This window comes from Bradyrhizobium sp. BEA-2-5 (genome assembly GCF_032918025.1).
Lineage (GTDB): Bacteria > Pseudomonadota > Alphaproteobacteria > Rhizobiales > Xanthobacteraceae > Bradyrhizobium > Bradyrhizobium pachyrhizi.
This window is the reverse complement of the sequence record NZ_CP136629.1, coordinates 1,688,277-1,714,654: the sequence shown is the minus strand read 5'-3', so window position 1 is coordinate 1,714,654 and position 26,378 is coordinate 1,688,277. Positions and strand designations below refer to the sequence as shown.

22 protein-coding genes and 1 tRNA gene are annotated in these 26,378 nt (G+C 63.7%); 10 read left to right on the top strand and 13 right to left on the bottom strand.

Going from position 1 to position 26,378, the window contains the following annotated elements:
• Positions 1 to 28: 28 nt before the first annotated feature.
• The 4 genes from RX327_RS07960 to RX327_RS07945 form a co-directional block, all read right to left on the bottom strand.
• A complete protein-coding gene (locus RX327_RS07960) occupies positions 29 to 1,210 on the bottom strand; it encodes an acyl-CoA dehydrogenase family protein (RefSeq protein ID WP_050386816.1) in 1,182 nt (393 codons plus the stop codon).
• 12 nt (positions 1,211 to 1,222) lie between these two features.
• The gene (locus RX327_RS07955) at positions 1,223 to 1,960 is read right to left on the bottom strand and encodes an SDR family oxidoreductase (protein ID WP_317249966.1); all 738 of its coding nucleotides are present in this window, start codon (positions 1,958 to 1,960) and stop codon (positions 1,223 to 1,225) included.
• Positions 1,961 to 2,008: 48 nt separating this feature from the next.
• Positions 2,009 to 3,523 (bottom strand): class I adenylate-forming enzyme family protein, encoded by a 1,515-nt coding sequence (locus tag RX327_RS07950; protein WP_028334863.1) that lies wholly within the window; start codon positions 3,521 to 3,523, stop codon positions 2,009 to 2,011.
• A 104-nt stretch (positions 3,524 to 3,627) separates the two neighbouring features.
• Complete coding sequence (locus tag RX327_RS07945; RefSeq protein WP_028334862.1) at positions 3,628 to 4,266, bottom strand: 2-hydroxychromene-2-carboxylate isomerase; 639 nt, start codon at positions 4,264 to 4,266, stop codon at positions 3,628 to 3,630.
• A gap of 205 nt (positions 4,267 to 4,471) precedes the next feature.
• Between RX327_RS07945 and RX327_RS07940 the strand changes: the two genes are divergently transcribed.
• Positions 4,472 to 4,978, top strand: coding sequence for a helix-turn-helix domain-containing protein (locus tag RX327_RS07940; protein WP_317249965.1), 507 nt, complete (start codon positions 4,472 to 4,474; stop codon positions 4,976 to 4,978).
• Positions 4,979 to 5,023: 45 nt separating this feature from the next.
• On the opposite strand, the gene RX327_RS07935 is transcribed toward RX327_RS07940, so the two are convergent.
• The 3 genes from RX327_RS07935 to RX327_RS07925 form a co-directional block, all read right to left on the bottom strand.
• On the bottom strand, positions 5,024 to 5,899 hold the full coding sequence (locus RX327_RS07935) for a PhzF family phenazine biosynthesis protein (RefSeq protein ID WP_050386815.1): 876 nt from the start codon (positions 5,897 to 5,899) through the stop codon (positions 5,024 to 5,026).
• 26 nt (positions 5,900 to 5,925) lie between these two features.
• The gene (locus RX327_RS07930) at positions 5,926 to 6,969 is read right to left on the bottom strand and encodes an alpha/beta fold hydrolase (RefSeq protein ID WP_050386904.1); all 1,044 of its coding nucleotides are present in this window, start codon (positions 6,967 to 6,969) and stop codon (positions 5,926 to 5,928) included.
• Between the two features lie 102 nt (positions 6,970 to 7,071).
• On the bottom strand, positions 7,072 to 9,393 hold the full coding sequence (locus tag RX327_RS07925) for a molybdopterin guanine dinucleotide-containing S/N-oxide reductase (protein ID WP_317249964.1): 2,322 nt from the start codon (positions 9,391 to 9,393) through the stop codon (positions 7,072 to 7,074).
• Between the two features lie 417 nt (positions 9,394 to 9,810).
• On the opposite strand from RX327_RS07925, the gene RX327_RS07920 reads away from it, so the two are divergent.
• The 3 genes from RX327_RS07920 to RX327_RS07910 all read left to right on the top strand — a co-directional run bounded on the left by RX327_RS07920 (position 9,811) and on the right by RX327_RS07910 (position 11,102).
• Positions 9,811 to 10,473: a hypothetical protein gene (locus tag RX327_RS07920; protein ID WP_317249963.1), complete on the top strand. Its 663-nt coding sequence runs from the start codon at positions 9,811 to 9,813 to the stop codon at positions 10,471 to 10,473.
• Positions 10,470 to 10,736, top strand: a complete 267-nt coding sequence (locus RX327_RS07915; RefSeq protein ID WP_050386813.1) for an HGGxSTG domain-containing protein — start codon at positions 10,470 to 10,472, stop codon at positions 10,734 to 10,736. The genes RX327_RS07920 and RX327_RS07915 overlap by 4 nt, the downstream gene beginning before the upstream one ends.
• 96 nt (positions 10,737 to 10,832) lie before the next feature.
• Positions 10,833 to 11,102 (top strand): hypothetical protein, encoded by a 270-nt coding sequence (locus RX327_RS07910; protein ID WP_152977842.1) that lies wholly within the window; start codon positions 10,833 to 10,835, stop codon positions 11,100 to 11,102.
• Positions 11,103 to 11,626: 524 nt separating this feature from the next.
• Here RX327_RS07910 and RX327_RS39220 read toward each other — a convergent pair.
• Entirely contained in the window at positions 11,627 to 12,055 is a 429-nt protein-coding gene (locus RX327_RS39220) for a TetR family transcriptional regulator (protein ID WP_410712176.1), read from the bottom strand.
• Between the two features lie 141 nt (positions 12,056 to 12,196).
• On the opposite strand from RX327_RS39220, the gene RX327_RS07900 reads away from it, so the two are divergent.
• Both RX327_RS07900 and RX327_RS07895 read left to right on the top strand, forming a co-directional pair.
• Positions 12,197 to 13,315 (top strand): hypothetical protein, encoded by a 1,119-nt coding sequence (locus tag RX327_RS07900; protein WP_050386812.1) that lies wholly within the window; start codon positions 12,197 to 12,199, stop codon positions 13,313 to 13,315.
• A 291-nt stretch (positions 13,316 to 13,606) separates the two neighbouring features.
• Positions 13,607 to 15,916: a tetratricopeptide repeat protein gene (locus RX327_RS07895; protein ID WP_082190766.1), complete on the top strand. Its 2,310-nt coding sequence runs from the start codon at positions 13,607 to 13,609 to the stop codon at positions 15,914 to 15,916.
• A gap of 222 nt (positions 15,917 to 16,138) precedes the next feature.
• On the opposite strand, the gene RX327_RS07890 is transcribed toward RX327_RS07895, so the two are convergent.
• Positions 16,139 to 16,327 (bottom strand): hypothetical protein, encoded by a 189-nt coding sequence (locus RX327_RS07890; protein ID WP_050386810.1) that lies wholly within the window; start codon positions 16,325 to 16,327, stop codon positions 16,139 to 16,141.
• Between the two features lie 459 nt (positions 16,328 to 16,786).
• Positions 16,787 to 18,130, bottom strand: coding sequence for a methyltransferase (locus RX327_RS07885; RefSeq protein WP_317249962.1), 1,344 nt, complete (start codon positions 18,128 to 18,130; stop codon positions 16,787 to 16,789).
• 1,097 nt (positions 18,131 to 19,227) lie between these two features.
• On the opposite strand from RX327_RS07885, the gene fabF reads away from it, so the two are divergent.
• Positions 19,228 to 20,490 (top strand): beta-ketoacyl-ACP synthase II, encoded by a 1,263-nt coding sequence (gene fabF, locus RX327_RS07880; RefSeq protein ID WP_317249961.1) that lies wholly within the window; start codon positions 19,228 to 19,230, stop codon positions 20,488 to 20,490.
• A gap of 85 nt (positions 20,491 to 20,575) precedes the next feature.
• Here fabF and RX327_RS07875 read toward each other — a convergent pair whose 3' ends face one another.
• The 3 genes from RX327_RS07875 to RX327_RS07865 all read right to left on the bottom strand — a co-directional run bounded on the left by RX327_RS07875 (position 20,576) and on the right by RX327_RS07865 (position 22,557).
• Positions 20,576 to 21,757: a radical SAM protein gene (locus RX327_RS07875; protein ID WP_028334848.1), complete on the bottom strand. Its 1,182-nt coding sequence runs from the start codon at positions 21,755 to 21,757 to the stop codon at positions 20,576 to 20,578.
• Positions 21,758 to 21,783: 26 nt separating this feature from the next.
• Positions 21,784 to 22,164: a hypothetical protein gene (locus tag RX327_RS07870; RefSeq protein ID WP_050383776.1), complete on the bottom strand. Its 381-nt coding sequence runs from the start codon at positions 22,162 to 22,164 to the stop codon at positions 21,784 to 21,786.
• A gap of 318 nt (positions 22,165 to 22,482) precedes the next feature.
• Positions 22,483 to 22,557 (bottom strand) — tRNA-Glu (locus RX327_RS07865).
• 565 nt (positions 22,558 to 23,122) lie between these two features.
• On the opposite strand from RX327_RS07865, the gene RX327_RS07860 reads away from it, so the two are divergent.
• From RX327_RS07860 to RX327_RS07850, 3 genes are all read left to right on the top strand, one after another.
• On the top strand, positions 23,123 to 23,575 hold the full coding sequence (locus RX327_RS07860; protein ID WP_317249960.1) for a (2Fe-2S)-binding protein: 453 nt from the start codon (positions 23,123 to 23,125) through the stop codon (positions 23,573 to 23,575).
• Position 23,576: 1 nt separating this feature from the next.
• Positions 23,577 to 25,892, top strand: a complete 2,316-nt coding sequence (locus tag RX327_RS07855) for a xanthine dehydrogenase family protein molybdopterin-binding subunit (RefSeq protein ID WP_317249959.1) — start codon at positions 23,577 to 23,579, stop codon at positions 25,890 to 25,892.
• 61 nt (positions 25,893 to 25,953) lie between these two features.
• On the top strand, positions 25,954 to 26,226 hold the full coding sequence (locus tag RX327_RS07850) for a hypothetical protein (RefSeq protein WP_028333164.1): 273 nt from the start codon (positions 25,954 to 25,956) through the stop codon (positions 26,224 to 26,226).
• Positions 26,227 to 26,378: the final 152 nt, after the last annotated feature.

The following is a 26,378-nucleotide window of genomic DNA, read 5'->3' as shown; positions in this document are numbered from 1 at the left end:
ACCGCTGCACACTTTTCCGGATCATGCTCTAGAGACCAAGCACCGCCTTGGCGATGATGTTGCGCTGGATCTCGTTCGATCCGCCGTAGATCGAGAGCTTGCGCGAGTTGAGGTATTTCTCCGACGCGGTGTGGCCGTAGTCCGGGCCCGGCATGAAGTGATTGGCGCTGACGGGATGCTCGCGGATCGCAAGCCCGTAATTGCCGATCGCCCGATGCGTCAGCTCGGTGATATCCTGGAAGATTTCGGTGCCGCGGATCTTGAACAGCGAGGCCGCCGGTCCCGGGTCGATGCCGCGCGCCATCTGGGCGACGACGCGAAGCTCGGTCGCCTCCAGCGCCAGCACGTCGAGCTCGACGCGGGCGATATCCCTGATGAATTCCAGATGCGCCGGATCGTCTTCCGGAATCTCCGCCTTGACGATCTTCTTCAACCGCTCGATATAGCGTGTCGAGCGACCGATGCCGGCCATGCTGGTGCGCTCATTGCCGAGCAGGAATTTGGCGTAGGTCCAGCCCTTGTTCTCCTCGCCGATCAGGTTCTCGGCGGGGACGCGGACGTTCTCCAGGAAGACGTCGTTGACCTCGTGCGAGCCGTCAATGGTGATGATCGGGCGCACGGTGACGCCCGGCGACTTCATGTCGATCAAGAGGAACGAGATGCCGGACTGCGGCTTGGCCGTCGGATCGGTACGAACCAGGCAGAAGATCCAGTCGGCGTGCTGCGCCAGCGTGGTCCAGGTCTTGTGGCCGTTGACGATGTAATGGTCGCCGTCGCGCACCGCCTTGGTGCGGACGGTAGCGAGGTCGGAGCCGGAGCCCGGCTCCGAATAGCCCTGACACCACCAGTCCTCGCCGGACAGGATACGCGGCAGGAATTTCCTTTTCTGCGCGTCGTTGCCGAACGTGTAGATGACCGGGCCGACCATGGTGACGCTGAACGCCAGCGGCGGCATCGTGCCGGCGCGCGTCGTCTCCTGTTCGAAGATGAAGCGGCGGGTGATCGACCAGCCGGGCCCGCCATATTCCTTCGGCCAGAGCGGCGCGATCCAGCCCTTGTCGTGCAGGATGCGATGCCACAGCAGCATCTGCTCCTTGGAGAGATCAGTCTCCGGATTGGCGACGCGCATCTCCGCCGGGTAGTTGTCCTTGATGAAGGCGCGAACCTCATCGCGGAACGCCGCATCTTCAGGGGATAGCGCGAGTTCCATCTGACCGGCTCCCTACCATTTCTCTCCGAACGGGCGGATCTCCATCTCGAAGGTCCAGGCGCTCTTCGGCTGCTGGTAGAGCTGCCAATAGGCGTTCGCGACCGACGACGGCGGCATCAACAGATCGGGATTGTCGAGCGCATTCGGCCCGAGTGCTTCGAGCCTGCGCTGCCGCACCCATTCGGTGTCGACCCCGGAATCGATGATGAGATGGGCGACGTGGATGTTCTCCGGCCCGAGCTCGCGCGCCATCGCCTGCGCCACCGCGCGCAGGCCGAACTTGGCGCTGGCGAAGGCGGCATAGCCGCTGCCGCCGCGCAAGGAGGCGGTGGCGCCAGTGAAGAAGATGTTGCCGCCGCCGCGCGGCAGCATGAGCCGCGTCGCCTCGCGCCCCGCAAGGAAGCCGGAATAGCAGGCCATCTCCCACACTTTCCGGAACACGCGCTCGGTGGTCTCGAGGATCGGGAAATTGACGTTGGCGCCGATATTGAAGATGCAGACCTCGAGCGGCGCATGCTTGTCGGCGTCGTTGAGGAAGGCCGTGATCTCCTCTTCCTTGCGCGCATCGAGCGAGCGGGCGTGGATCTCGCCACCGGCGGCCTCGATCTCCTTGACCAGCGGCGCCAGCTTGTCGCCGTTGCGGCGGCCGGCAAAGATCGTAAAGCCTTCGGAAGCGAACTTCTTGGCGATCTCGCCGCCGATGAAATCACCGGCACCAATGACCGCCACCGTCCTGTTTCTCTTCTGCATGGTGTACTCCGGTTCCGTTTGAGTGAACTGGCTTGCGGCGGCTGGGTCTCAGCCGCGCAGCGACTCCGCCAGCTTGTGCTTCAGCAACTTGCCCGTCGATGTCGCGGGCAGCGCGTCCATCAGGATAATCTCCGACGGACGCTTGTACGAGGTGAGTTGCGGGGCAATATGGGCCATCAGGTCCTGCGCGGTGGCGGTCGAGCCCTTGATCAGCTGCACGAAGGCGACCACCTCCTCATTGCCCTCGACCGGCCGGCCGACCACCGCGCACTGCACCACGGCGTCGTGCGTGCTCAGCACCGCCTCGATCTCGGCCGGATAGACGTTGAACCCGGAGCGGATGATCATCTCCTTGGTCCGCCCGACGATATAGAGCGCATCATTCTCGAAGCGGGCCAGATCCCCGGTGTTGAACCAGCCATCGGGATCGATCGCCTTGGCGGTCAAATCGGGCGCGCGGTAATAGCCGCGCATCACGTTCGGACCGCGGACGTGAAGCTCACCGACTTCCCCTGCCGCAACCGGCTTGAGGTCACGGCCGACTAGTTTTGCCTCGAGGCCCGGCATGACGGTGCCGACCGCATGATCCGCACGCGGATTGTCGGGCCGGACGCCGGAGATGCCCGGCGAGCATTCGGTGATGCCATAGCCGTTGAGCAGCGGCAGCCCGAGCTCCTGCTCGACCCGTGATTTGAGATCGAGGTCGAGCGGCGCGCCGGCCACCGAGATCACGCGCAACCGGCCGCGATCGAGCTTCGGCAGGCCGGCATTGCGCCGGTATTCGAGCAGACGCTGATAGGTCGCGGGCACGCCGTTCAGGATCGTGATGCCCTCTTCAGTCATCGCCTTGACCAGCGCGGCCGGATCGTATTTCGCCACCAGACGCACGGTGGCGCCGATCATCAGGGTCATGGTCAGCAACGAGATGCCGACGATATGCGAGATCGGCAGCACGCAATACTGGACGTCATCGGCCGCCATCTTTCGGAAGCTTGCCGTCGCCCGGGCGCTGAACAACAGATTGCGATGGGTCAGCATCACGCCCTTCGGGGTGCCGGTGGTGCCGGAGGTGTAGATGAGGACCGCGACCTGGTTGGCGCCGTCGGCCTCGACCGGCTCCGCCACGGTTGCCAGGTTCAGGCCGGTGACGGCGATGCCGCGGAGCGGGCCGACATCCTGCACGGCCGCCTCGTAACGCGCGGCATGCGTAGCCGCCTCCTGCGAGACCTCGGCGGTCAGCAGCACGCGGCGGGCGCCGCTGTGATCCCTGATCTGGTCGAGCTCACGCGGCGACAGCCGCGGATTGACCACGATGGACCAGACATCGAGCCGGCTCGCCGCCAGCAGCAGGCAGGCTAGCGGAATCGAATTCTCGCTCACGATCATCATGCGGTCGCCGGCACGGATGCCGAGTGCCCGCAACGCCTCGGCGACGCGACCGACCGTCCGATCGAGCTCGCGGTAGGTCAGCCGCATCTTGTCGTCGATCAGCGCCGGCTGATCCGGCGTCGCCCCGACGTGGTGATCGATCACCTCGTGGATGCGGTTCGGCAAGCCTTCCACACTTCCTTCAGCAACTTGTTCAACAACTTGGGTCGACGCCTGCACTGAAACCTCCCTGTGGCAGCCCTTTGGGCTTGATTTGTTGTCTTGAGGAATTTTCCCGCTCAGGCGGTCCTGCGCTGCGGCGCAGCCAGCTGCGCGACGATCTCCTCTTCGATCTCGCGCAGCTTGTCCTTGCCGAAGAAGATCTCGTCACCGACAAAGAAGGTCGGCGAGCCGAACGAGCCGCGCGCCACCGCGTTGCTGGTGTTGTCGATCAGCTTCTTCTTCACCTCGTCCTGCTGGGCGCGGGCGATGATGCGGTCGATATCGAGGCCGGAAGACAGGAACGCTTCGCGGAACACCTGCGGATCGTCCATCTTCTTGGGCTCGGACCACATGTGGTGATAGGCGGCGCGAAAGTACGGCTCGAACAGCCCTTCGAAATCGGCAGCGACGACGCCGCGCATCAGCATCAGCGTGTTGACTGGAAAGAACGGGTTGGTCTTGAACGTCGTGATGTTGTAGCGGCGCAGGAAGCGCTCGGTCTCGAGCACGTTGTATTCGGGCTTGTTCTTGATGCCGCGCAGCGACTCGCCGGGCGACATGTTGCCGGTCGCCTTGTAGACGCCGCCGAGCAGCACCGGGATGTAGTCGAATTTCACGCCGGTACGCTTCTCGATGTCGGGCAGCGCCAGTTCCGCCAGATAGGCGTTCGGACTTCCAAAATCGAAATGGAATTCGACCTTGAGCGGAGCAGCCATAGAACGCCCTTCCCTTTGAGTGCCAGCGGCCGTCAGCCGCCGCGTTGATCGAGCCGGGACCTTAAGTTCTATTTTAGAACTGTCAATATGATATTTGTCATCTAATGACTAAGTCGCGGCTCCAAGCGACGCATCCTATTGAAATGACGTTAGTTCTGTTTTAGAATTTAATCGGTGATGTCGGCGCAGACCGCAGGAGATGCTGATGAAATGGGATGCCCTCGAGGAGGAGCCGTGCTCGGTGGCCCGCACGGTGGCTGTCATCGGCGACCGCTGGAGCCTGCTGGTCCTGCGCGAATGTTTCCTGCGCATTCGCAGGTTCGATGACTTCCAGGCCTCGCTCGGGATCACGCGGCATCTGCTTGCCGACCGGCTGAAGAAGCTGGTGCGGTTCGGGGTGCTGCGCAAGATCCCCTATCAGGAAGCGCCGAAGCGTTACGAATACATCCTCACTCAGAAGGGGCTCGACCTCTACCCCATCATCATGGCGATGGTGCACTGGGGCGACACGCATATGGGCGACGAGCGCGGCCGGCCGCTGCTGCACGAGCACAAGATCTGCGGCAAGCTGTTCGATCCCGTGATGGTGTGCTCGGAATGCGGCGAGCCGCTGAGTGCGAAGGCGGTCCACGTGCATCCGGGCCCCGGCGCCCGGAAATCATCACCGGTGCACGCCAAGGCGCAGGAGCGAGCCAAGCGAGCCGCTGATTAGACCTGGATGCTGTTTACGAAGCCGGCGCCTCGCGCTGGCGGCTACTCAGCCTGACGGCGCAGCCATCAGCGCGACATTGCCGCCAAGCAGGCAACCGACGGGACGGCCGCCGGCGAAGCCGATGCGGACGCGGATCTCCGACAGCCGCCCCATCGCCCTGCCCTGCAGGATTCGGATCTCGTCGTCATCAGGAGCGACCAGGCCATAGTCGAGCAGGCCGAACGCCAGCGCGGCGGCCGCAATGCCGGTCGCGGCATCCTCGCGATAGCCGGAGGAGCGCGGGAATTGCCGGGCCTCGAACAGGCGAGCCTTTCGGTCGATCACGGCGAATGGATAGAGCCCGGTCGATCCGATCCGGCCGCAGACCGCCTCGACATGCTCGCCCGCGGGATCGAGCATATTCAGCGCTTCGGGGGAGCGCATCGGAACGAGTGTCTTGATCCGCGATGTGACGGCATTGCACGGCGTTACCGCGTCGATCGCTTCCGGCCCGACCGCGAGCGCCCGCAGCACGTCATCGCATTGCCCCGCGGTGAGCGGAACGGTCTTTCCGGCCGGCTGGGTGATCTCGACACTGGGCTCGCCGTGACGATCACGGCTGATGAAGCCGGTGACCGGACCGCTGCGCGTCGAGATCCGGATGGTGTCGCCCGGCAGCCTTCCATGGCGTGCGAGCAACCAGAGCGCGCCGATGGTCGCGTGGCCGCACATTTCCATTTCGTGATTCGGAACGAAGAAGCGGAACGTGGCGTCGAAATCGTCGCTCTGTGCCGGCAGCACGAAGCCGGACTCGTGACCGTGGCGGCGGGCGACGTCCTGCATCTCGGATGCGCTCATGCCGCTTGCATCCACCACGATCGGACAGGGATTGCCGCCCTGCCCATCGACCGTGAACACGCTGAACAGTTCCGCTGTCGTCATGATGTCGCCCGCGTGTCTCGCCGTCCCTACTTGACCAGCGTCGCGCCGGTCTCCGGATGCTGCAGCCAGCCGAGCAGCGCCTCGTGGAAGCGCGCCGGCGCCTGGATCTGCGGCGAATGGCCGAGGTCGGGGAATTCGATCAGCTGCGCATGCGGGATCCGCTTCGCGGCCTCCTTGCCGAGCACCGGATAATTGCCGAGCGTCTTGCGAATCTCCGGCGATGCGGTGTCCTTGCCGATCGCGGTGGTGTCCTTGTCGCCGACAAAGAGCAGCGTCGGCGGCTTGATCTGCTCGAACTCGTAGAACACCGGCTGGGTCGCGATCATGTCGTAGAGCCGCGCCGAGCTCGATGCCACGGCGGCGCGGCCCGGGCCGCGATACATGCCGGCCAGCATCTGCACCCACGTCTCGTAGGACGCATCCCAGGTGTCGGCGTAATAGGTGGCGCGCTCATAGGCGCGGATGCTGTCCGCGGTGACGCGCGTCTCGCGCTGCATCCAGCCGTCGAGGCTGAGCCACGGCACGCCCTTGGCCTTCCAGTCTTCGAGCCCGATCGGATCGACCAGAACCAGGCGGTCGGTGGCCTCCGGATACATCAGGGCGTAGCGCATCGCCAGCATCCCGCCGGTCGAGTGGCCGACCATGATCGAATGCGCGATGCCGAGCGAGGCGACCAGCGCGCGGCTGTTGCCGGCCAGTTGCTGGAAGGTGAACTGATAGCGCTCCGGCTTGCTGGACTTGCAGAAGCCGATCTGGTCGATCGCGATGACGCGATAGCCGGCGCCGCTGAGCGCCTTGATGGTGCCGTCCCAGGTCGCGGCACAGAAATTCTTGCCGTGCAGCAGCACCGCGGTCTGGCCGTTCGGCGTCGCCGGCTTGACGTCGAGGTAGGCCATGTCGAGCTCCTGCCCCTGCGAGCTGAAGCGATAATGCTCCACCGGATAGGGATAGTCGAAGCCCTGCAGCTCCGGTCCATAGGCCGGCTCGGCGGCCGATTGCGCCAATGCGTTGGACGAACCGAGCACAACGGTCGCAGCAACGGCAAGATGAAACAGGGTTTTCAGGGGCATCTCGGCAAATCCAGAACTCAGGGGCGATCTCGTGATGCCGTAGCCGAACGCGTGGGCGCCATCCAGCGCCATCAGATGATTTGTTCGTGATCCCGCGCGAAATTACGCCGGATCGAACGCCCGGATCGGCGGCAGATTGCCGGTGAACTTCTCCACCTCGACGGTCGTCAACTGGCCGGTGCAACCTTGCGCCAGGGCGGAGGTGCCGATGTCGCGGGTGAGCACGTTCGGATTGCCGTGGACACAGAGCGGCGCCTCGTCTTCGGGATCCATCGGATCGTACCAGGCGCCGGTCGGAAGCTGGACCACGCCGGGCGCGATGCCGTCGGTGACGTGGACGGCAGCGAGGCATGCGCCGCGCGCGTTGAACAGGCGAATGATGTCGCCGTCGGCAATGCCGCGCGGCTTGGCGTCGCGCGGATTCATGCGCGCGACCTCGCGGCCGCGATGCTTTGCGGCAAGCGAATGTCCGCCGAAATCGAGCTGGCTGTGCAGGCGCGTCGCCGGCTGGTTGGCGACGAGGAAGCACGGCGCCCCGGGCTTGGGCGTATCGGTCTTGTCGAGCCAGACCGGATGGCCGGGACAATCCGCATCGCCATGACCTGCGATCTTGGCCGAGAAGATCTCGATCCGCCCGCTCGGCGTCGGCAGCGGCCGCGCCACCGGATCCTCGCGGAAGCGGCGCAGCCGGCCACCGTCATCGGGCTGCTGGGGCACGACCAGGCTGCCGCGCGCCCAGAACTCGTCGAAGCTCGGGGCTTCGAGCCCGCGCGCGGCGAGCGCCTTGCGAGTCGGCTCGTAGAGATGTCTTAGCCACTGCCGCGACGTACGTCCTTCGGTGAAGGGTTCGCGCGCTCCGAGACGGTCGGCGAGATCGGCAAAAATCTCGTAGTCGTCGCGCGCGAGCCCAAACGGCTCGGCGATCCGGTGCATCGCGACCATCAGGGGATCGTTGCTGGAATAGCCGATGTCCTCGCGCTCCAGCGTCATCGTCGAGGGCAGCACGATGTCGGCGTGACGGGCTGTGGCGGTCCATGCGAGCTCGTGCACCACCAGCGTGTCGAGCCGCGCAAACGCCCTGCGCAAGCGGTTGATGTCCTGATGGTGATGAAAGGGATTGCCGCCCGCCCAGTAGACCAGACGAATGTCCGGATAGGTGCGCGTCTCGCCGTTGTAGCGATAGGTGCTGCCGGGATTGAGCAGCATGTCGGCGATGCGCGCCACCGGAATGAAGTCGGCAACACCGTTACGGCCCTGCCCCAGCGTCGGCCCCGGCACGTCGTTGACACGGCGGCCGTAATAGCCGATCGCACCCAGCGAATAGGCGTAGCCGCCGCCGGCAAGACCAATCTGCCCGAGCGCCGCCGCCAGCACCATGCCCATCCACACCGGCTGCTCGCCATGCTCGGCACGCTGCAGCGAATGGGAGACGGTGATGAGCGCTCTGCGGCCGGCGAGCCGGCGCGCGAGCGCCTTGATGGTGCCGGCATCGATGCCGCAGATCGCCGCAGCCCATTCGGCGCTCTTGGGCTGACCATCGCTCTCGCCGGTGAGATAGCGCAGGAAGACCGGCCAGCCCTCGGTGTAGCGATCGAGGAAGGCCTGGTCGTGAAGGCTTTCGCTCACGAGCGTGTGGACGATGCCGAGCATCAGCGCAGTGTCGGTGCCGGGCACGCAGGTGATCCACTCGGCGCCGGCCTCGACCGGCAGATCGTCGCGGAGCGGGCTGACCAGGATGAACTCGCAGCCGCGCCGCCGCGCAGCCGCCATCGCGCCGCGCTCGACATGCTTGCTGATCGAGCCGCCGGCCACCACGGAGTTCTTCAACGCCATGCCGCCGAATGCCAGCACGACCTCGGTGTGATCCGCGATCTGCTCCCAGGTGACGTTGCGCTTGGTGATGTCCTCGTAGCCGGCCAGGACCTGTGGCAGCAGCACCGAGGACGCACCCGATGAATAGGAGTTGACCGAGCGCACGTAACCGCCCATCGCGATGTTGAGGAAGCGATGCACCTGGCTCTGGGCGTGATGGAAGCGGCCGGCGCTCGACCAGCCATAGGAGCCGCCGAACACGGCGCCCGGCCCGCGCGTGTCGCGGATGCGTGCCAGTTCGTCCCCCAAGAGATCGAGCGCCTTCTCCCAGCTGACGGAGACGAACTCGTCGCGGCCGCGGCGATCGTCGGGACCCGGCCCGCGCTCCAGCCAGCCGCGGCGGATCGCCGGCTGGGCAATGCGCGCCTGGTGGCGGAGCGCGCCGGGAAAATTGTCGATGATGCCGTTCGGATCGGGATCGCCCGCATAGGCCCTGACCTCCAGCCCGGCCGCGCCCTGACGCGCGGAGAAGACGCCCCAATGCGAGGTATGCGGCTTGAATCCGTCCGACAGGTCGAGACCGGGGTCGGGGTGGCCAATGGTCTCGCTCATCGATGCTCCTTCATCCCAGGCCGGCGACCGCGCCACGCCTGTCGCAACGTGCCGGCCAGTATAATGATCCAATCGGCGCACGGTACCCGCTAACACGGATCGCACCGTGCCTTGCCGGCATGACTGCGGGCGACGGCGGCGGAACTCCCCACCGGGGCCGCGCCGCCAAAATATCGAAAACAACCCCATGCAAAGGAGCCGGCGGCCGGCGGCGCTCGAATGGCGACTTGACACGTCGGGCAAATCAGCGGCACACTTCCAATATTCCGAAATCGTCTAACCGCCCCCCTCGCCCGCAACAGCCGGCGCGCGGATGGCGCTTGCCGCCCAAAACCCTCCCCCAATCGACATCGCACCGGCTGCCGCAGCGAGCGATCGTCTGCGCGCTTGCCGCGCGCATTCCAGGGAATACCCGACATGGATACTGCACCCGACATCGCCGTGCCGACGATGGCCGCCGCAACCGGCCAGACCCAGGCCGCCGCAGCCCCGCGGATCAAATTCTCCTCGCACGGCTTCCGCATCGACCATCCTGATCCCGAGCTCGGCGCGCAGCTGATGGCGAACGCACTGGGGGTCGCCGACCGCGACGCGATGGACGGCATCCTGCGGCAATTGGTCAAGGCCAGCGTGAGCGGCGGCAAGCCCTGCGAGGTCAATCTCGCCTTCATGATCTCGATGATGAAGAGCATCGCGCCGAGGGATTCGCTCGAAGCCATGCTGGTGGCGCAGATGGTGTCCGTTCATGTGATGGCGATGCGATGTGCCCATCACCTCGCGCATGCCAAGGACCTCGCCCAGCACGACAGCGCCGCGCGCGCATTGGGCCGGCTCGCCCGCACCTTCCCTGCCCAGATCGACGCGCTGAACCGCCACCGGAGCCATGGTGAGCCCGCCATCACCGTGCAGAACGTCAACGTGCAGGACGGCGGCAGCGCAATCGTCGGCAACGTCACGCAGCATGCCAATGTGATCGTGTCCGACAACAGCCCGGCATCCGCGGCGCGGAATGCGCCGAAGGCCGTGGGCTCGCGGCGACGGCGGAATTCCGCCGATGTCGGGCGGGACGCCAAGGCATGAGCGGCCACATCCAAACGACCGGCCCTATGCTGGCCAGCCGGCGTTGCGGCGCCAGGACCCGCTCGGGCAGCGCGTGCCGCGCGCCGGCGGTGCGCGGCAAGACGCGCTGCCGCATGCACGGCGGCGCAAAGGGATCCGGCGCCCCACGAGCGAACCGGAATGCGCGCAAGCACGGCCGGTTCACTCGGGAAGCGATCGCCGAGCGGCGGCAGATACGGGCGTTGCTGGGAGACGTGCGGAGGATGCTGGAGGGGATGAAGTGATTGCGTTCCGCAAATGGCCGCGCGCAAAAAACGGCATTTAGGAACGCCGATCTTCGAGGCGTGTTGCACCAGCTCGAGAGCAAAGGAAACGTTCAAATGAAAATTGCGAAGATCGCACTGGCAACGGCATTCATATTCGGGTCAATCGCAGCAGCGAGCGCTCAAGGCGGTGGTGGGGGTGCAGGCGGCGGTGCCGGTGGAGGCGGTGGCAACTCTCCCGCTGCGACCACTGGTCAAGGTGCATCCAGCAGCCCCGGTGCGGCAAACCCGGGCGCGACGATGAACGATCCGAAGTCGAAGGAAGGCAGTGGTAGCGGCGGCGCCATGAAGCATGAGACGATGCCGAAGGACCACATGAAGAAGTAGATCAAAGCCGAACTGATGGTCGTTCGCCCACACACCTCAACGACCAATGGGCCGCCGGGCGTGAAACCCCGGTGGCCCATCCTCGCTAATGGATCACAAGGGCGGCGGCGATGCCGAACGCCGTGAGCGTTGCAACGGCCAAACTCATCAGGGTTATCGCTACAGGTCTGGGCATGACAATTAAACCCGCTGACGCAGTGAAAGGCTGCTGATTGCGGACATCGCCGCGTGCCGAAGACGACAACGCGCCCGGTTGCGGCCCCGCCAGCAAAGATCCGGATTCCCGGCGGTCAGTGCACGAAGGCCATGATCAGCGCAATGGTGACCAGCGCGTAAGTGCTGGTAACGGCGATGCCCAAATACAAGCGCTCCATTGCGGCCTCCTGACCTCAAGGCGCCGCCCCCGCGCCATCAACCTAGCGCCCGCTCCGGCGCCGAGCAGCTGGAATTCAGGGTCATGGTAAATCTACGGGACCGTCCATCCGGGCTAGCCCCTGTAAGCTGCCGGCGGCAACCCTATGGGCTCATTGCATCCGACTGAGGAAGTAATCCTCTCTCTCCATTGCCGGCCTGTTGGGCTTGCCGTCTAATGTGGGGGCGAGAAGGGCTGGATTGGCTCTCCAATCGCGCCCCTCGAAGAGCGGGCCACCTGCTTCGGAAGCACAGGCGGGTGGCCCGTTGCCGGGCGCGATCGCGGCAAGTTCTCGCCCAACGCCCAGATGAATGCGTCGCGATGGCCGAATGCAACCGCTGCGGCGACTTGCCGCGCAGGATTGTCCCGCGAACTTCTCCCGGAAATCCAGGTCGTGGTCGCGCATACAGGCGGCTGCGAGATCGTCCTTGGCCGCGAAGCTGCAATATAGACTCCGCTTGGTGACGCCGGCCCGCTCGACGACCGCATCGACGCCGGCGACGCGGCAATATCGATGGCGCGTGCAGCCCGGTAACCGAATCTGCCGGCTTGTCCTAGCGCGTCTCCATATCTGGTCTGCTCGTCATTTTCAGAAACAAATTTCCGGGCGAAACGGGCGCCCGAGTGTGTCATCACAGCAGAATTCCTTGCTCAATAGACAGGACGACCTAGGAACAATTTCATGATTGTGCGGGGGCTTCTTTTTGCCGTCCTCACCATTTTCCCGGCAAGCGCAATTGCCAGAAGCTGGTTTCTCAATGGCCTCGGGAGCAGCGGCATTTATCACATCTGGGAGTTCGGCGACGACGGCCTGGTGTCGAGCCTGACGCCGGCGCTGTCGCCGCCCGATGGCGTCCTTCACCTCGCATGGCCATCCGCGATCGCGCCGGATGCGCACACGCGGCGTCTTTATGCGTCAGCCTATACGACGGGCTGGTTTCAGCTGCGGCTCTGGACGTCGACAAACGAAGGAGCCTGGATACCGCAAGGAATCGCCTTTCAGTCGGACACGTCCGAGCCCGGCGGGATCGGCCCGGCGCAGGTGGTGTATGAGCCCGGAGCAGCCGAGCCGTACATGATCTATTACCTCGACCGCGCGTCGAACCAGATCAAGCTGGCGACCAGCGTCGACGGCATGACATTCACGCGCCACGGCGCCGTGATCACGCCCTCACTGCCCGAGGAAGCGTCCGGGCTGTCGATCAGCTATGCCTGCCGGCGCGCGAACGGCGAGTATGTCATCTTCTATCACGGCTACTACAACAACACGCAGAACGCCGTCGCGCTGGTTGCCACGGCAGATAGCCCGCACGGCCCGTTCACGAAGAAGACCGTCATTGCGCGGCCCGATGGTTTTGCATCGACGCTTTCCGCCCACCGTCTCAATGCAACCGCCACCGCTGATGTCGCGGTGCCGCTGGGGATTCCCCTGCTGGTGGGTGGCGGCACGGCACGACAGGAGGCCAATGTCGCAATCAAACAGGACGAGACGACGATCTGGTTCGAGCGGCCATTCGTGTTCGATCACGTTTCGGATCGTCTGGTTTCGGTCTCGCGAAACAAGGTGGAGCTGTCCTACGCCCAGGAGCAGCCGGACGGCAGCTGGCGCGGAGTCTTCTCGCTCTACAATCCAGACCCTGGCGTCGCTTCAGAATATACGACGGAGGGCAGCGCCCGATCCCTGACCGCGCCATGGTCGTATGCGAGAACCGGGTTTCGTTTCAAGCCATGGTATCGCGGCGGGGAAAATTCGACCGAGAACCCGACGCCGCTGCTCAGCAGCGACGCGTGTTCGAGCTAGAATGGCAGGCGCATCGTGACTGCGACTTTGATGCTCCAGACGATGCCCCCGCTTCCGTCGTGACCGTCCACGGTTCGGCTGCGGCCGACGAGGCAGCCGCAGGGCTGATCGAGGACCATCCGCTTCAGCCCGACTATTCGCGGAGCTGTTCCTGGAGGCCGTTGCGCAATCGAGGACGATCTGCCAGTTTTCAACCTTTAATAGACGGGCGATCCTTATCGTGGGCACAGGATGCGACATGTCTGCCAGCGTGAGGCCAGGACCCGGACACGGAGCGCGTGAAGACGTCTGATGCCCGAAACAGGTGAATTTCAAAGATCCAGTTCGACCGCCTTGCAGCGCGCCTTCGCGCAGGCTGTCGCGCTGCATCAGCGGGGTCAGTTGGCGGCAGCAGAAAAGATCTATGAAGACATGCTCCGACAGCAGCCCAACAACTTCGATGCACTGCACCTGTTGGGCCTGATTTCCGCGCAGACTGGCCGCAGCGAGCGCGGCGTCGACCTGATCCGGCGAGCGATCAGGCTCAACGGCAACGTCGCGGACGCGCACAGCAACCTCGGCAATGCGCTGCGCGCGTTGCGTCGCTTCGACGAAGCGCTCGCGAGCTTCGACAGGGCGGTCGCGATCAAGCAAAACCTTGCGCCGGCTCTCTACAATCGCGCAATCACGCTTGCGGACCTCGGGCGCAACCAGGAGGCGCTCGCAAGCTACGATCGCGTGATCGCGCTCGTACCCGACCATGCAGATGCCCATCGAAACAGGGGCACCGCGCTGAGAAAGCTGGAGCGGCCCGAGGAAGCGCTGGCGAGCCTGGACAGGGCGATTGCGCTCAAGCCCAACGATGCCGGCGCACACAACGATCGTGGCAACGTGCTCAACGACCTCAAAAGATTCGATGATGCGCTCGCGAGCTACGACCGGGCGCCGGGAATTGCCGGCGCGTGCTACAATCGCGGCAACGTGCTGATCGAACTGGATCGTCTCGAAGAGGCAATTGCGAGTTACGACAGAGCGATTGCGTTGCGGCCCGACTATGCCGAGGCCTACAACAACCGCGGCTCGGCGCTGTTCAGGCTCCGGCATCATGAGGCGGCGCTCGCCAGCATCGACAAGTCGATCCAGCACAAGGGCGACGATGCGGCTGCCCACGCCAACCGCGGCAAGGTTCTATCCACTCTGGCGCGCTACCACGAGGCACTCGCCGCCTATGACAAGGCCGTCGCGCTCAAACCGGACCAGGCCGACATCGAAGGCTATCGTCTGCACGCCAAATCCCACATGTGCGACTGGGCCGACCTTGACGCCGAGTGCGGCCGACTTATCGAGTCGATCAGAAATCGCAACGCGACGACGCCGCCATTTCTGTTTTGTAGCGTTCCTTCATCGACCGCCGATCAACTGCTATGCGCCACGCGATGGACCGCGAAGAATCATCCGCCGTCTGCAAGCCAGCGCTGGCGGGGCGAGCGCTACCATCACGATCGAATTCGCGTCGGCTATTTCTCGTCGGATTTCTGCAACCACGCGACATCGCTCTTGATGGTAGGGATGTTCGAGTGCCACGACCGGTCGAAATTCGAGACGGTGGCAATCTCATGGTCGCCCAACGCCCCCTCGGAGATGCGTCGACGGCTGGAGGCGTCGTTCGATCGATTTGTCGAGGTCCGGGACATCAACGACGATGAGGTCGCCGACCTGATCAGACGATCGGAAATCGACATCCTGGTTGATCTGAAAGGCTTTACCGGGGGATCCCGCACCAGGGTCCTTGGCCGCCGGCCTGCCCCCATCCAGGTCAATTATCTGGGCTATCCGGGAACACTCGGCGCCCCGTTCATCGACTACATCATCGCCGATCGTACCGTGATCCCGGATCATCATCGCGAATTCTACAGCGAAAAGGTGGTCGCCCTGCCCAACAGCTATCAGGCCAACGACGACAAACGTGTCATTGCCGATCGCTTGTTCACGCGCGGCGACGTGGGGCTGGCGCCGACGGGCTTCGTGTTCTGCTGCTTCAACAACAACTACAAGATCACGCCTGACATGTTCGACCGGTGGATGAGGATTCTCGGCCGGGTCGAAGGCAGCATGTTGTGGCTCCTCGAAGCCAATGCCGAATCTGCCGCAAATTTGCGCAAGGAGGCGGTCGCGCGTGGCGTCGCTGCGGAGCGCCTTGTGTTCGCACCGCGTATGTCGTTACCCGACCATCTCGCACGCCATCGCCTCGCCGGCCTGTTCCTCGACAGCACTCCCTACAATGCCCACACGACCGCCAGCGATGCGCTATGGGCCGGCCTGCCGGTGCTGACCATTCTCGGCGACACGTTTGCCAGCCGGGTCGCGGCGAGCTTGCTCCATGCGATCGGCCTGCCCGAGCTTATTGCGGAATCGCCGGAGGCTTATGAACGCATGGCGGTCGATCTTGCGACCCATCCTTCGAGGCTCGCGGCGCTCAGAACCAGGCTGGCGGCCAACCGGCTGACGGCACCGTTGTTCGATACCAAACGTTTCACCCGGCATGTCGAGGCCGCCTATACCGCGATGTATGAGCGTCACCAGGCGGGCATTGCGCCGGACCATATCGTCGTCCCGGCGTGATCGTTGCTGGCTACTCGCCGCCTCAGCGACGCGAGACGCTTGGTCCAACCATAGCCGACTTTCGTGAGCAGCCGGACGCGATCTCCGTCGCGCTCGAGGCGCAGGCGGTAACCGTTGTTCTTGATCTCATGGACCACTCGGGAACGGCCGGGACCACCTATCCGACGGCCGGTAGGAAAAACTCGAACTTGGGCATAGCCCAGAGGGTATCGTGGTTCGCTTTTACGAATCTGGCTGGTTCGTTAGGCCCTTCGCTAAAATCTCAGCTTGTTCCTTGGTCAGCTTTTCGGCAAAGGGGCCATTTTTCCTTATCTGAGCTGGCCCTTTGAGTTCGCTGTCGTAGACCATCCAGCCGATGCTTCCTTGCCGAACGAGGAACCGGCCTCGCATCGGGCGTCCAATAAATTCCATTGCTACCACCACCTGCAAAATACGAGTTCGACATTAGCTCGCGGGATGGAGCGCGCGGCATTGAACTATGTGAATCGTGGCGATCGAACAATGCTTGCGCTTTCCCGTCGAATTGAAAGCGGCCCCAACCTGAGGGCCGCCAACCCGAGCAATGCGGGTTTTCCTCCGGCAGTCGGGGGGGCCTGGCTGACCGGAAGCGTCAATTAGACGTCCTGTCCGCTCGATGGTTCCTACCTGCCGCGCATTTTGGGAAAAAGCGGCAATCGCCGTCGCGATTAGCACCGGTTATTTCCGGAACGAAGGCGACCACTTTGAAATGGCGGTCGGGGATGACGACCTTGGGGCTCCACGGCGTAGCGGCCGTTTGCCCAGCTGCAGGATAACTCTTCTCACGATCGATAAGATCGATGCTGTACTCGACAGCGTACGCTACGGGCTGTTCGGCAATAGTCCAGCAGGTCACCCGTAGGCATCGTGATCGGCAATGACGCTGCAACTTCCGTCCTCTCGGAAGAACAGGCCATTGCCTGCGACTTCCTTCCACCAACCCCGGCCAATCCGAGATCGACGCATACTCACCACGCCAAAGCGCCACGCGCTCATATCACCCTGGAATGGCTGCTCGGAGAGCAAATCTTGATATCCCGGAACAGGCCAGGTGTGATCCAGCACATCCCACTCGGTGAGATTGCCCCCAAGCCAAGCATCGAAATGATCCCTGATTTTCGTCCCGGGAGGATTCGGAAACAGGGAATTGATGCAGGCTGTTCCGTCCGCGTCCAACCTCGTGGGAAGAGCCTCGACGACCCTTTGCAGAAGCTCGGTACCGTCTATTCCACCGCTCCAAAAATTGTCGCTCGCCTTGGCGGCAGTGTCCGGTGCGTAGGGAACGTTGGATACCAGCAGATCACATGTTCCGGCGATCGAATCGAAGAGATCGCTTATGATAAAATCGATGTTGGTCTTTTCGTTTAGCGCTGCATTGAAGTTGGAGAAGGCGATGGCGCGCGGACTGACGTCTGCGCCCACTACCCTCGCGGAATGGTCGCTTGCCAGAATAGCGTGCACGCCGGAGCCTGTTCCCAGATCAATGGCGCGCCTGCGGGCGATCCTCTTGACCATGCCGCCGAGTATAAAGCTCTCTCCCCACAGCCACATGACTTGATTGATTGCGGTGTTCTTCTCTCCATGATCCGTCACGAGGTATTTCCCATAACATGGGAACAGACTGAAGTCCGACCGCAACACGTCGCCGTCTTTTTCAACCAATCCCATTTCGAGCGCCGCATCAACAAAGAGCGACGAAATCCGTTTCGCGACGATGTCTGCGCTCACCTGCTGGCCATCGATGAAGAGCGTAATGAGATTGTCGATTGGATCTTCCTTTCGAGGAGTCCAAGACGTTCGCATTTTTTGCCAGAAATTCACTCCGATGCGAGGAAGGACCTCGAGGCGTTCGGCACAGCTTGCAAGGTCGTAGCCGCAACCCCGGAGTTCCTTAACGAAGCGGCTCATGCATTCGCGCTGTGCCGGGATTATCGGCAACGGAACTTGCCTGGAAATTGTCGGCAGGAGCGCTCCTGTCCCATCCTCGCGCTCGATGGGTAGGGAATCGGCCGGACCGCTCTTAGGCGTCTCCGCCTGCCGCAACCAGGCGAGCAGATCTTGCTTTCGGTCCGCCAGTGTCGCGCGCAACTCTGCGTCAAGAGCGCCAGCGGGTGCGCTGCACTTAAGGCGTCCCCCTTCGATCCATACTCTGACGTTCCGCTCGCGGAGAATCGATAAAAGCGTGGCTGTTTCCATGTCAGGTGCCTCGCCTTGGGATAGCCCGACCTGAGCCGGGCAGACGCTATCCCAAGCTCTCGGCGCCTGGTCAATTATCCATATGGCCGAGAACGCCCAACGCCGCCCGCTTAAAATGCATGCGGGCGGCGTCGGCCTTGCCCCAGGAGGAAGTGCAAATTCCTGATGATTATCGGTACGTTCGAAACGCAAAGGGTTGATGACGATGGGGCCGCAATACGGGGGAACCCAGAGGTGGGTGCTGTTCTACGCGAACGAGTCTTTGCCGGCCTGCGTTTTGCGTCCCATCAGGATACGCGCATTGACCGATATACGTTAATGCGGTCACTCGGAACCTGGGGCAGGCTGGCTTCCATATTCAGGACCGATCTCGACGGCGTTGAGTTCAGCCTCATCGGCTTAGCGGGGATATCGCTGATCGCGCTTATCATCTGCTTGGGCTGGCTATGGTCTGCTGAACCTGCCGTACCTCATGGATGACATGTCGGCTTGGCCTCGGTGTCGATGCCTCTCGCGCGGCCATTTCTCTTGACGTCAGGGTTTCAACTGGCCGCCAACTGAGGCGCCCCTTACTCTTTCGCCGCCGGATGGAGTGATCCTTCTCGGCTTCGTGTTCTTCGATCAGGCATGCGATGCCGTTTTGGTGCGCTGCTGGTCCGTGACTCGCAAGGCTATCGACTTGTGCGATCCGATCATCCAGCTCGGCGCAATTCTCACACATCGAATCGATCATCGCCTCCTCGATCGTCGCCTCCTGAATGGATAGCCGCGGACCTCCGAGCAATCCTTGCAGCGCATGTAGCGCTCGAGCTCGCGCACGGGCGTAGACTTCGGCCGGCGGACGATGACAGTCTGGTGGGTCTCACAGCCGATGCATTTCACTTCGAGGCGGCGGTACATGGGTTTCGGCCGCAATCTACTGACCACGATCCTAATCATTGAGCCCGCCAGACGAACGGAGCGCTGAGAGCGAAGTCAATCCCTTGACGGCCGGCCGGTCGAGACAATAGATGACAATCATCATATAACGACCCGACGCCCGGGCAGGTTCGGATTCCGGCCATGCCGGTTCGCACCAAGGGCGCGACAGGAGAGCCATGCGTCGAATTGTTGTGACGGGCCTGGGGACGGTGTCTCCGCTGGGCTGTGGCACCGAACTGGTGTGGTCGAGGCTGCTTGCGGGGCATTCAGGGCTTCGCACATTGCCCGAGTGGGCGGCCGTGCTGCCGGGGCGCGTCGCTGGACAGGTTCCTGACAAGGCGGGGGATGCCGAGGGCGGGTTCGATCCCGATTCCGCAGCCCCGCGCAAGGACCAGAAGAAGATGGACCGGTTCATCCTGTTCGCGCTGCTCGCAGCGGCCGAGGCCGTGGCGCAGGCCGGCTGGATGCCGGCCGAGGCGCTTGCGCAGCAGCGCACCGCCACCGTGATCGCGTCCGGGATCGGCGGGTTTCCCGCGATCGCGGACGCCGTGCGCACCGCGGAGAAGAGCGGCCTGCGCCGGTTGTCGCCGTTCACCATTCCATCCTTCCTGGCCAATCTCGCGGCCGGGCACATCACGATCCGCTACGGCTACAAGGGTCCAATCGGCGCGCCGGTGACCGCCTGCGCCGCGAGCGTTCAGGCGATCGGCGACGGCGCGCGCCTGATCAGATCCGGCGAGGCCGATGTCGCGATCTGCGGCGGCGCGGAGGCCTGCATCGACATCGTCAGCCTCGGCGGCTTTGCCGCGGCCCGCGCGTTGTCGAGCGGCTTCAACGACGAGCCCGCGCGCGCCTCGCGCCCGTTCGATCGCGACCGCGACGGCTTCGTGATGGGCGAAGGCGCCGGCATCCTGGTGATCGAGGCGCTGGAACATGCACTGGCGCGCGGCGCAACGCCGATCGCGGAGATCGTCGGCTACGGCACGACCGCGGACGCCTACCACATGACCGCAGGCCCGGAGGACGGCGACGGCGCCCGGCGCGCGATGGAGGCGGCGCTGCAGCAGGCCGGGTTGCGGCCCGACCAGATCCAGCATCTCAACGCGCATTCGACATCGACGCCGGTCGGCGATCTCTCCGAGCTCGAGGCGATCAAGCGCGTGTTCGGGCGCGAGGGAGGCATTGCCGTGAGCGCGACCAAATCGGCCACCGGGCACCTGCTCGGCGCCGCCGGCGGGCTGGAGGCGATCTTCACCGTGCTGGCTTTGCGCGACCAGATCGCGCCGCCGACGCTCAATCTCGAGAACGCCGATTCCGCGGCGCAGGGCATCGACCTCGTCGCGAACGTTGCGCGGCGAATGACAATCGAACACGCGATCTCGAACGGCTTCGGATTTGGCGGCGTCAACGCCAGCCTGGTGTTTCGACGGTGGTCTTGAGACAGTCGGGCTTTGCTCGCAATGGAACGATACCGCGCGTGTCGCGTCATCTACAAGAGCGGAGCTGCCGATTGATCCGAATTGCCTAACCGCCCGCCGCTGCGTTGCGCACGCCAATCCGTTCCCCGTCCTGCTTGCGGACGTAGAGATGACGTTCCAGCACGGACTGCATATTCTCGAACATCGAATAGAGATCGTCGCAATAAACCGACGGATTGTCGAAACCGTTCTTCGTGGAGAAGCGGTGCGGAAGATAGCCTCCGCCGCAGGCGTTCATGAACTTGCACTGCCGGCACTTCTCGCAAAGATTGACTGACGCATCGCGTGCGGCTTTCCAGCGCGGCTCGTTCCTGACGTCGTCGATCGCGTGATCGAAGATGTTGAACCTCGTGTTGGTGAAACCGTCACCCGCAATTCGCAACACGTCGTGGGCCTCCACCGTGCCGTCGGTCATGACCGTGCAAAGCTCGACCGGCTTGTGGCCCACGCCTTCGGTCGGCGCGTTGTTGCCGATCAGGGCCGCGACCATGTCGGAAATGATGCGGACATTCGATGTCGGCGTCGTGCGATTGGCTTCCAGCCACAGGTCGAAGAGGCCGTTATAGAACGGGGCAATGGACGACGGCTTCTCGTCCACCGTCGCGTCGGGAATCATGATGTCGTAGTTGGCGATGCCGCACGCCGCGAAAAAATCCGCATACTCCTGCGGCGCGTAGGCCGGGTTGCAGACTGCGAGGGCGATCACGCCAATGTCGCGCGATACCAGCATGCGGGCGGCGCGTTCCACGGCGGCATGGGTGCCGGTACCCTGAAACGTCTTGCGGTGAGCGTCGTGAATATGTGCCGGCCCATCGATACTGATCGCCACCGAAATATTGCGGGCCTCGAAGCAGTCGAGCCATTCGTCGTCAATCAGGACGCCGTTTGTCGTCACCGCGATGGGGATCTCACAGCCGGTCCGGGATGAAATGCCCTCGCAGCCCTCCGCAAAACGGTGAAAATTATCGACGCCCCAAAGCAGCGGCTCACCGCCGTGCAGGATCACGGGAAAGTCGACGAGGGAGTATCTGGCGACGTGCTGTTCGAGGCGCAGCAACAGCTGCTGCAGCACCTCCGCGCTCATCAGCTTGGGCTTGTCATAGACGGCCGCATCGCGAAACCAGTAGCAATAGGAGCAATCGATGTTGCACCTCGCCGCTACCTTGACCAGCAACTGCGTGATCGGCTGCTCCTGGAACGCGACGGAATTTGAAGCGTCAACCGACATGCGGATACCAGCAAGCTGCGATCGGCCTAGTAGCCCCTGACGAAGCCACCTCGTCGGAACGCGCCTGCTCCGGGATAATATCCGCCGGCCCTGCGAAATGCGCCGGCGCCCGGATAATAGCCGCCGCCCCTGCGAAAGCCGCCCGCATAGGGCCCCCTGGCAAAGGCCCCCCGCCTGAAATAGACCTGAGTTGCCTGGGGCTGGTCGGAAACCACCCCCAACTGCAAGCTCTCTACGTCTTGAGGGCTCTGTTCTTGAAAGCTCTGTTCCTGAGCGCTCTGTTCCTGAAGGCTCTGCTCGCGCACACCACTCAGCAATGCGTCGATACCCTGATGATCGCTTTCGATTGTCGCACCCGGCCCGTGCAATTGCAGCAGGCTCGCCAAGACCGTCAGCGTAATCGCCATCGTCGAGCTCCTTTTCGCGATATGACAATCGAACGAAATGTCGGCGCGTGCTTCACGCCGGTCGAGCAACTGAAAGTATAGCAGCGGATTTGCAGCGGAGTCTAGGCATCGCGTCTGCGCCGATCAGCTCGCACGGGGTGAACGACCAGGGCACGCTCTCGCGCGAGCCCGTTCCGAAAGACCTGCGCAATCGCTCATGCCGGTGATCGCGGCCCACGGCACCGCGCAATTTGAATCGAGAGCCGCAGGCACGTGCTCGAAATCGCGGCTTTTGCGTGCCGAGCGGGTCAGTTCCGGGTTTGCGGATGAGGGCTCAAATGGCGCTCCCTAGGGGAATCGAACCCCTGTTTCAGCCTTGAGAGGGCCGCGTCCTAACCGCTAGACGAAGGGAGCGTTGAGAGGGAAGGCAATAGCCTCGAAATCCGGCGGCCGCAAGATGCCTTGTGCATTGCGGCGGGGATTTTGTCAGCCATGCTTTACGAACCCCGGGGGCATCCGGCGCCATACCTCTGGATTCCGGGTTCATCGCCGCGCAATTGCGCACCGGGGAAGACGGTGCCGGGCGCAATGCCGCGCGTGCCTTGCCCGAGCGCGTCGCACCTGCACGCTACAGTGGCACCGCCCTCGCGATTGCATGATGGCCACCCTGAGATGTCATGTCGTCGTCGTGCACGGCCCTGCTTTCGCCAAATGGCAATGCAAAACACCTGGCTGTGAAGTCACCCGGCGTCCGTCTCTGCTAACATCGCAGCCCTTCACCATGCTGCGCCCCGCACGGCGCCGGACAAGCGAGAGGAGTGCTTGGAACAAAGCGCAAGCGCTTGACGGCCTTGGCGCACGGCAGATTTGGCTCACGAATATCTTGGCACAACAAACATCAGCGCGGTCGCAGGCCATGGAAGACGTTCCGCACCTCGCGCCGCACAGGTCAATAGCTTAAGCAGAGCGAGGACAGACCATGATCAAACTAAAGATCAACGGCCAGGAACAGAGCTGGGACGGCGACCCGGACCTCCCGCTACTCTGGTTCCTGCGTGACGAGGCCGGACTGACCGGCACCAAATACGGCTGCGGACAAGCCCTGTGCGGCGCCTGCACCGTCATCGTCGACAAGGAGGCCGTGCGGGCCTGCATCACGTCGGTGAACGACGTCGCCGGACGCGAGGTCACCACGATCGAGGGATTGCATCCCAACGGCGATCACCCGGTGCAGAAGGCCTGGCGTCAGGTCAACGTACCCCAATGCGGCTTCTGCCAGGCCGGCCAGATCATGCAGGCCGCGGCGCTGCTGGATCAGAACCCGAAGCCAAGCCATGACCAGATCCGCGAGGCGATGTCGGGCAACATCTGCCGCTGCGGCTGCTACCAACGCATCGAGAACGCCGTCCATCTCGCATCGACGGGAGTGTGACATGAACTTCATCGACAATGCCCGCAAGCTTCGCGGCTTCGAGAAGCATATCAGGGTCGAGAAGGTCTCGCGCCGCAGCATCCTGAAGGGGCTCGGTGTCACCGGCGGCTTCGTCCTCGCCGCCCCCGTGATGTCGCGCCAGGCGTTGGCCTATGAGACCGGCGCCGGCCAGATGCCGCACGGCGTCGTGGTCGACCCGCGCGTGTTCGTCGCGATTGCCCCGGATGGCATCGTCACCATCATCGGGCACCGTTCGGAAATGGGCACCGGAGTGCGCACCAGCCTGCCTCTCATCGTGGCCGAGGAGATGGAAGCCGACTGGTCCAGGGTCAAGGTGCAGCAGGCCCATGGCGACGAGGTCAAGTTCGGCAACCAGGACACCGACGGCTCACGCAGCACGCGGCACTATCTGATACCGATGCGCCAGATCGGCGCTTCGGCGCGCTCGATGCTGGAAGCCGCCGCCGCCAAGAAATGGGGCGTGCCGGTCACCGAGGTGAAGGCGCAGAACCACGAGGTGGTGCATAGCGCGAGCGGTCGCAAGGCCGGTTTCGGCGAGCTCGCCGCGGACGCAGCCAAGGAATCGGTGCCGAGCATCGAAGGTCTCAAGCTGAAGGATCCCAAGGACTTCCGCTATCTCGGCAAGGGTCAGGTCGGCATTGTCGATCTTCACGACATCACAACCGGCAAGGCGCTTTACGGCGCGGACGTCCGCTTGCCCGGCATGAAGTATGCCGTGATCGCGCGCCCGCCCGTCACGGGCGGCAAGCTGAAGTCGTTCGACGACAGCGCGGCCAAGAAGGTGCCCGGCGTCGAGAAGGTGATGCAGGTGCGCGGCTGGCCGTGGCCCTCGAAGTTCCAGCCGCTCGGCGGCGTCGCCGTGATCGCGCGCAACACCGGCGCGGCGATCAAGGGCCGCGACGCGTTGAAGCTGGTATGGGACGACGGTCCGAACGGCAAATACGACTCCGTCGCCTATCGTGCCTCGCTCGAGGAGGCCTCGCGCAAGCCCGGCCTCGTCCTGCGCAAGGAGGGCGATGTCGATGCGGCCTTGAAGAGCGCCGACAAGGTGATAACGGGCGAATACTACATCCCGCATCTCGCCCATGTCGCCATGGAGCCGCCGGTCGCGGTTGCCAACGTCAAGGGCGACAAGGCGGAGATCTGGGCGCCGGTGCAGAGTCCCGGCGGCACCCGCGAGGACGTCGCCAAGACGCTGGAGATCCCCGAAGGCAACGTCACCGTCAACGTGACGCTGCTCGGCGGTGGTTTCGGTCGCAAGTCGAAATGCGACTTTGCGCTCGAGGCCGCCCTGCTGTCCAAAGAACTCGGTGCGCCGGTGAAGGTGCAGTGGACACGCGAAGACGACCTCCACAACGGCTTCGTGCACACCGTCTCGGTCGAGCGGATCGAGGCCGGCCTCGACAAGAGCGGCAAGGTGATCGCCTGGCGCCACCGCAGCGTGGCTCCCAGCATCGCCTCGACCTTTGCCGCCGGTGCCAATCACGAAGCGCCGTTCGAACTCGGCATGGGCCTCGTCGATATGCCGTTCGAGATCGCCAACATCTCCTGCGAGAACCCGGAAGCAGCCGCGCACACCCGCATCGGCTGGTTCCGCTCGGTCTCGAACATCCCGCGGGCCTTTGCGGTGCAATCGATGGTCGGCGAGATTGCGCAGGCGACCGGCCGCGACCAGAAAGACATGCTTCTCGAGCTGATCGGAAGCCCGCGGATCGTCAACCTGTCCTCGGTGAAGGACCTCTGGAACTATGGCGAGCCCCAGGACAGCTACCCGATCGATACCGCGCGCCTGCGCAAGGTGGTCGAGCTGGTCGCCGAGAAGGGCGAGTGGGGGCGCAAGATGCCGAAGGGCCACGGTCTCGGCATCGCCGTGCACCGCAGCTTCGTCAGCTACATCGCGACCATCGTCGAGGTCGCCATAGACGACAAGGGCAAGATGACGGTGCCGCGGGTCGACACCGCGATCGATTGCGGCACCTACGTCAACCCCGAGCGAATCGCCTCGCAGATCGAGGGCGCGGCGATCATGGGCCTGAGCCTCGCCAAATACGGCGAGATCACCTTCAAGGACGGCAAGGTGCAGCAGAAGAATTTTGACGACTTCCAGGTTGTCAGGATCGACGAATCTCCTGCGGTGACCAACGTCTACATCGTGCCGCCGGGGCCCGACACGCCGCCGAGCGGCGTCGGCGAGCCCGGTGTTCCCCCGTTCGCGCCGGCCCTGATCAACGCGATCTTCGCGGCGACGGGAAAACGCATCCGCTCGCTTCCGATCGGCAAGCAATTGGAGACCTGACGCTGGAACGTTAGACGAGACGGGCCGTTCTCATCGATCGCGCTTTAGAGGAAGCAGATCGATGAGAACCCCGCCTCAGACATTCGGGACGCTCGCGGCAGCCTTGTCCGCGGGCGTCTTTCTTTTTGCGACACAGGCTGCACTCGCACAAACCGCCTCGCCGCCAAACGCAACGGCGACGCGTCCGGCGCGGGTGCTGCCCGACCAGAACTCGGTTCCAAGCAGCGGCCCGCCAGCGACCACCGGCCAGACCACCGGCGAGGCCAGCCGCGATCCCACGATCAAGCAGATGAACGACGACGAGAAGCGGAAGGTCGACACCAAGGGCAAATAGCGCAAGCGCGGACCGGGAAGCGGCGGTCTCCCCATCCGCCGCTTCCCGATCGCATCGCCCCCTATTGGTAAGAAGCGTTTTCGAACGAACGAACACCGTTTCGCTTGCAGAAAACGCGTCATGAGAGCCGGAGCTTCGGTCCTTCAATCAGG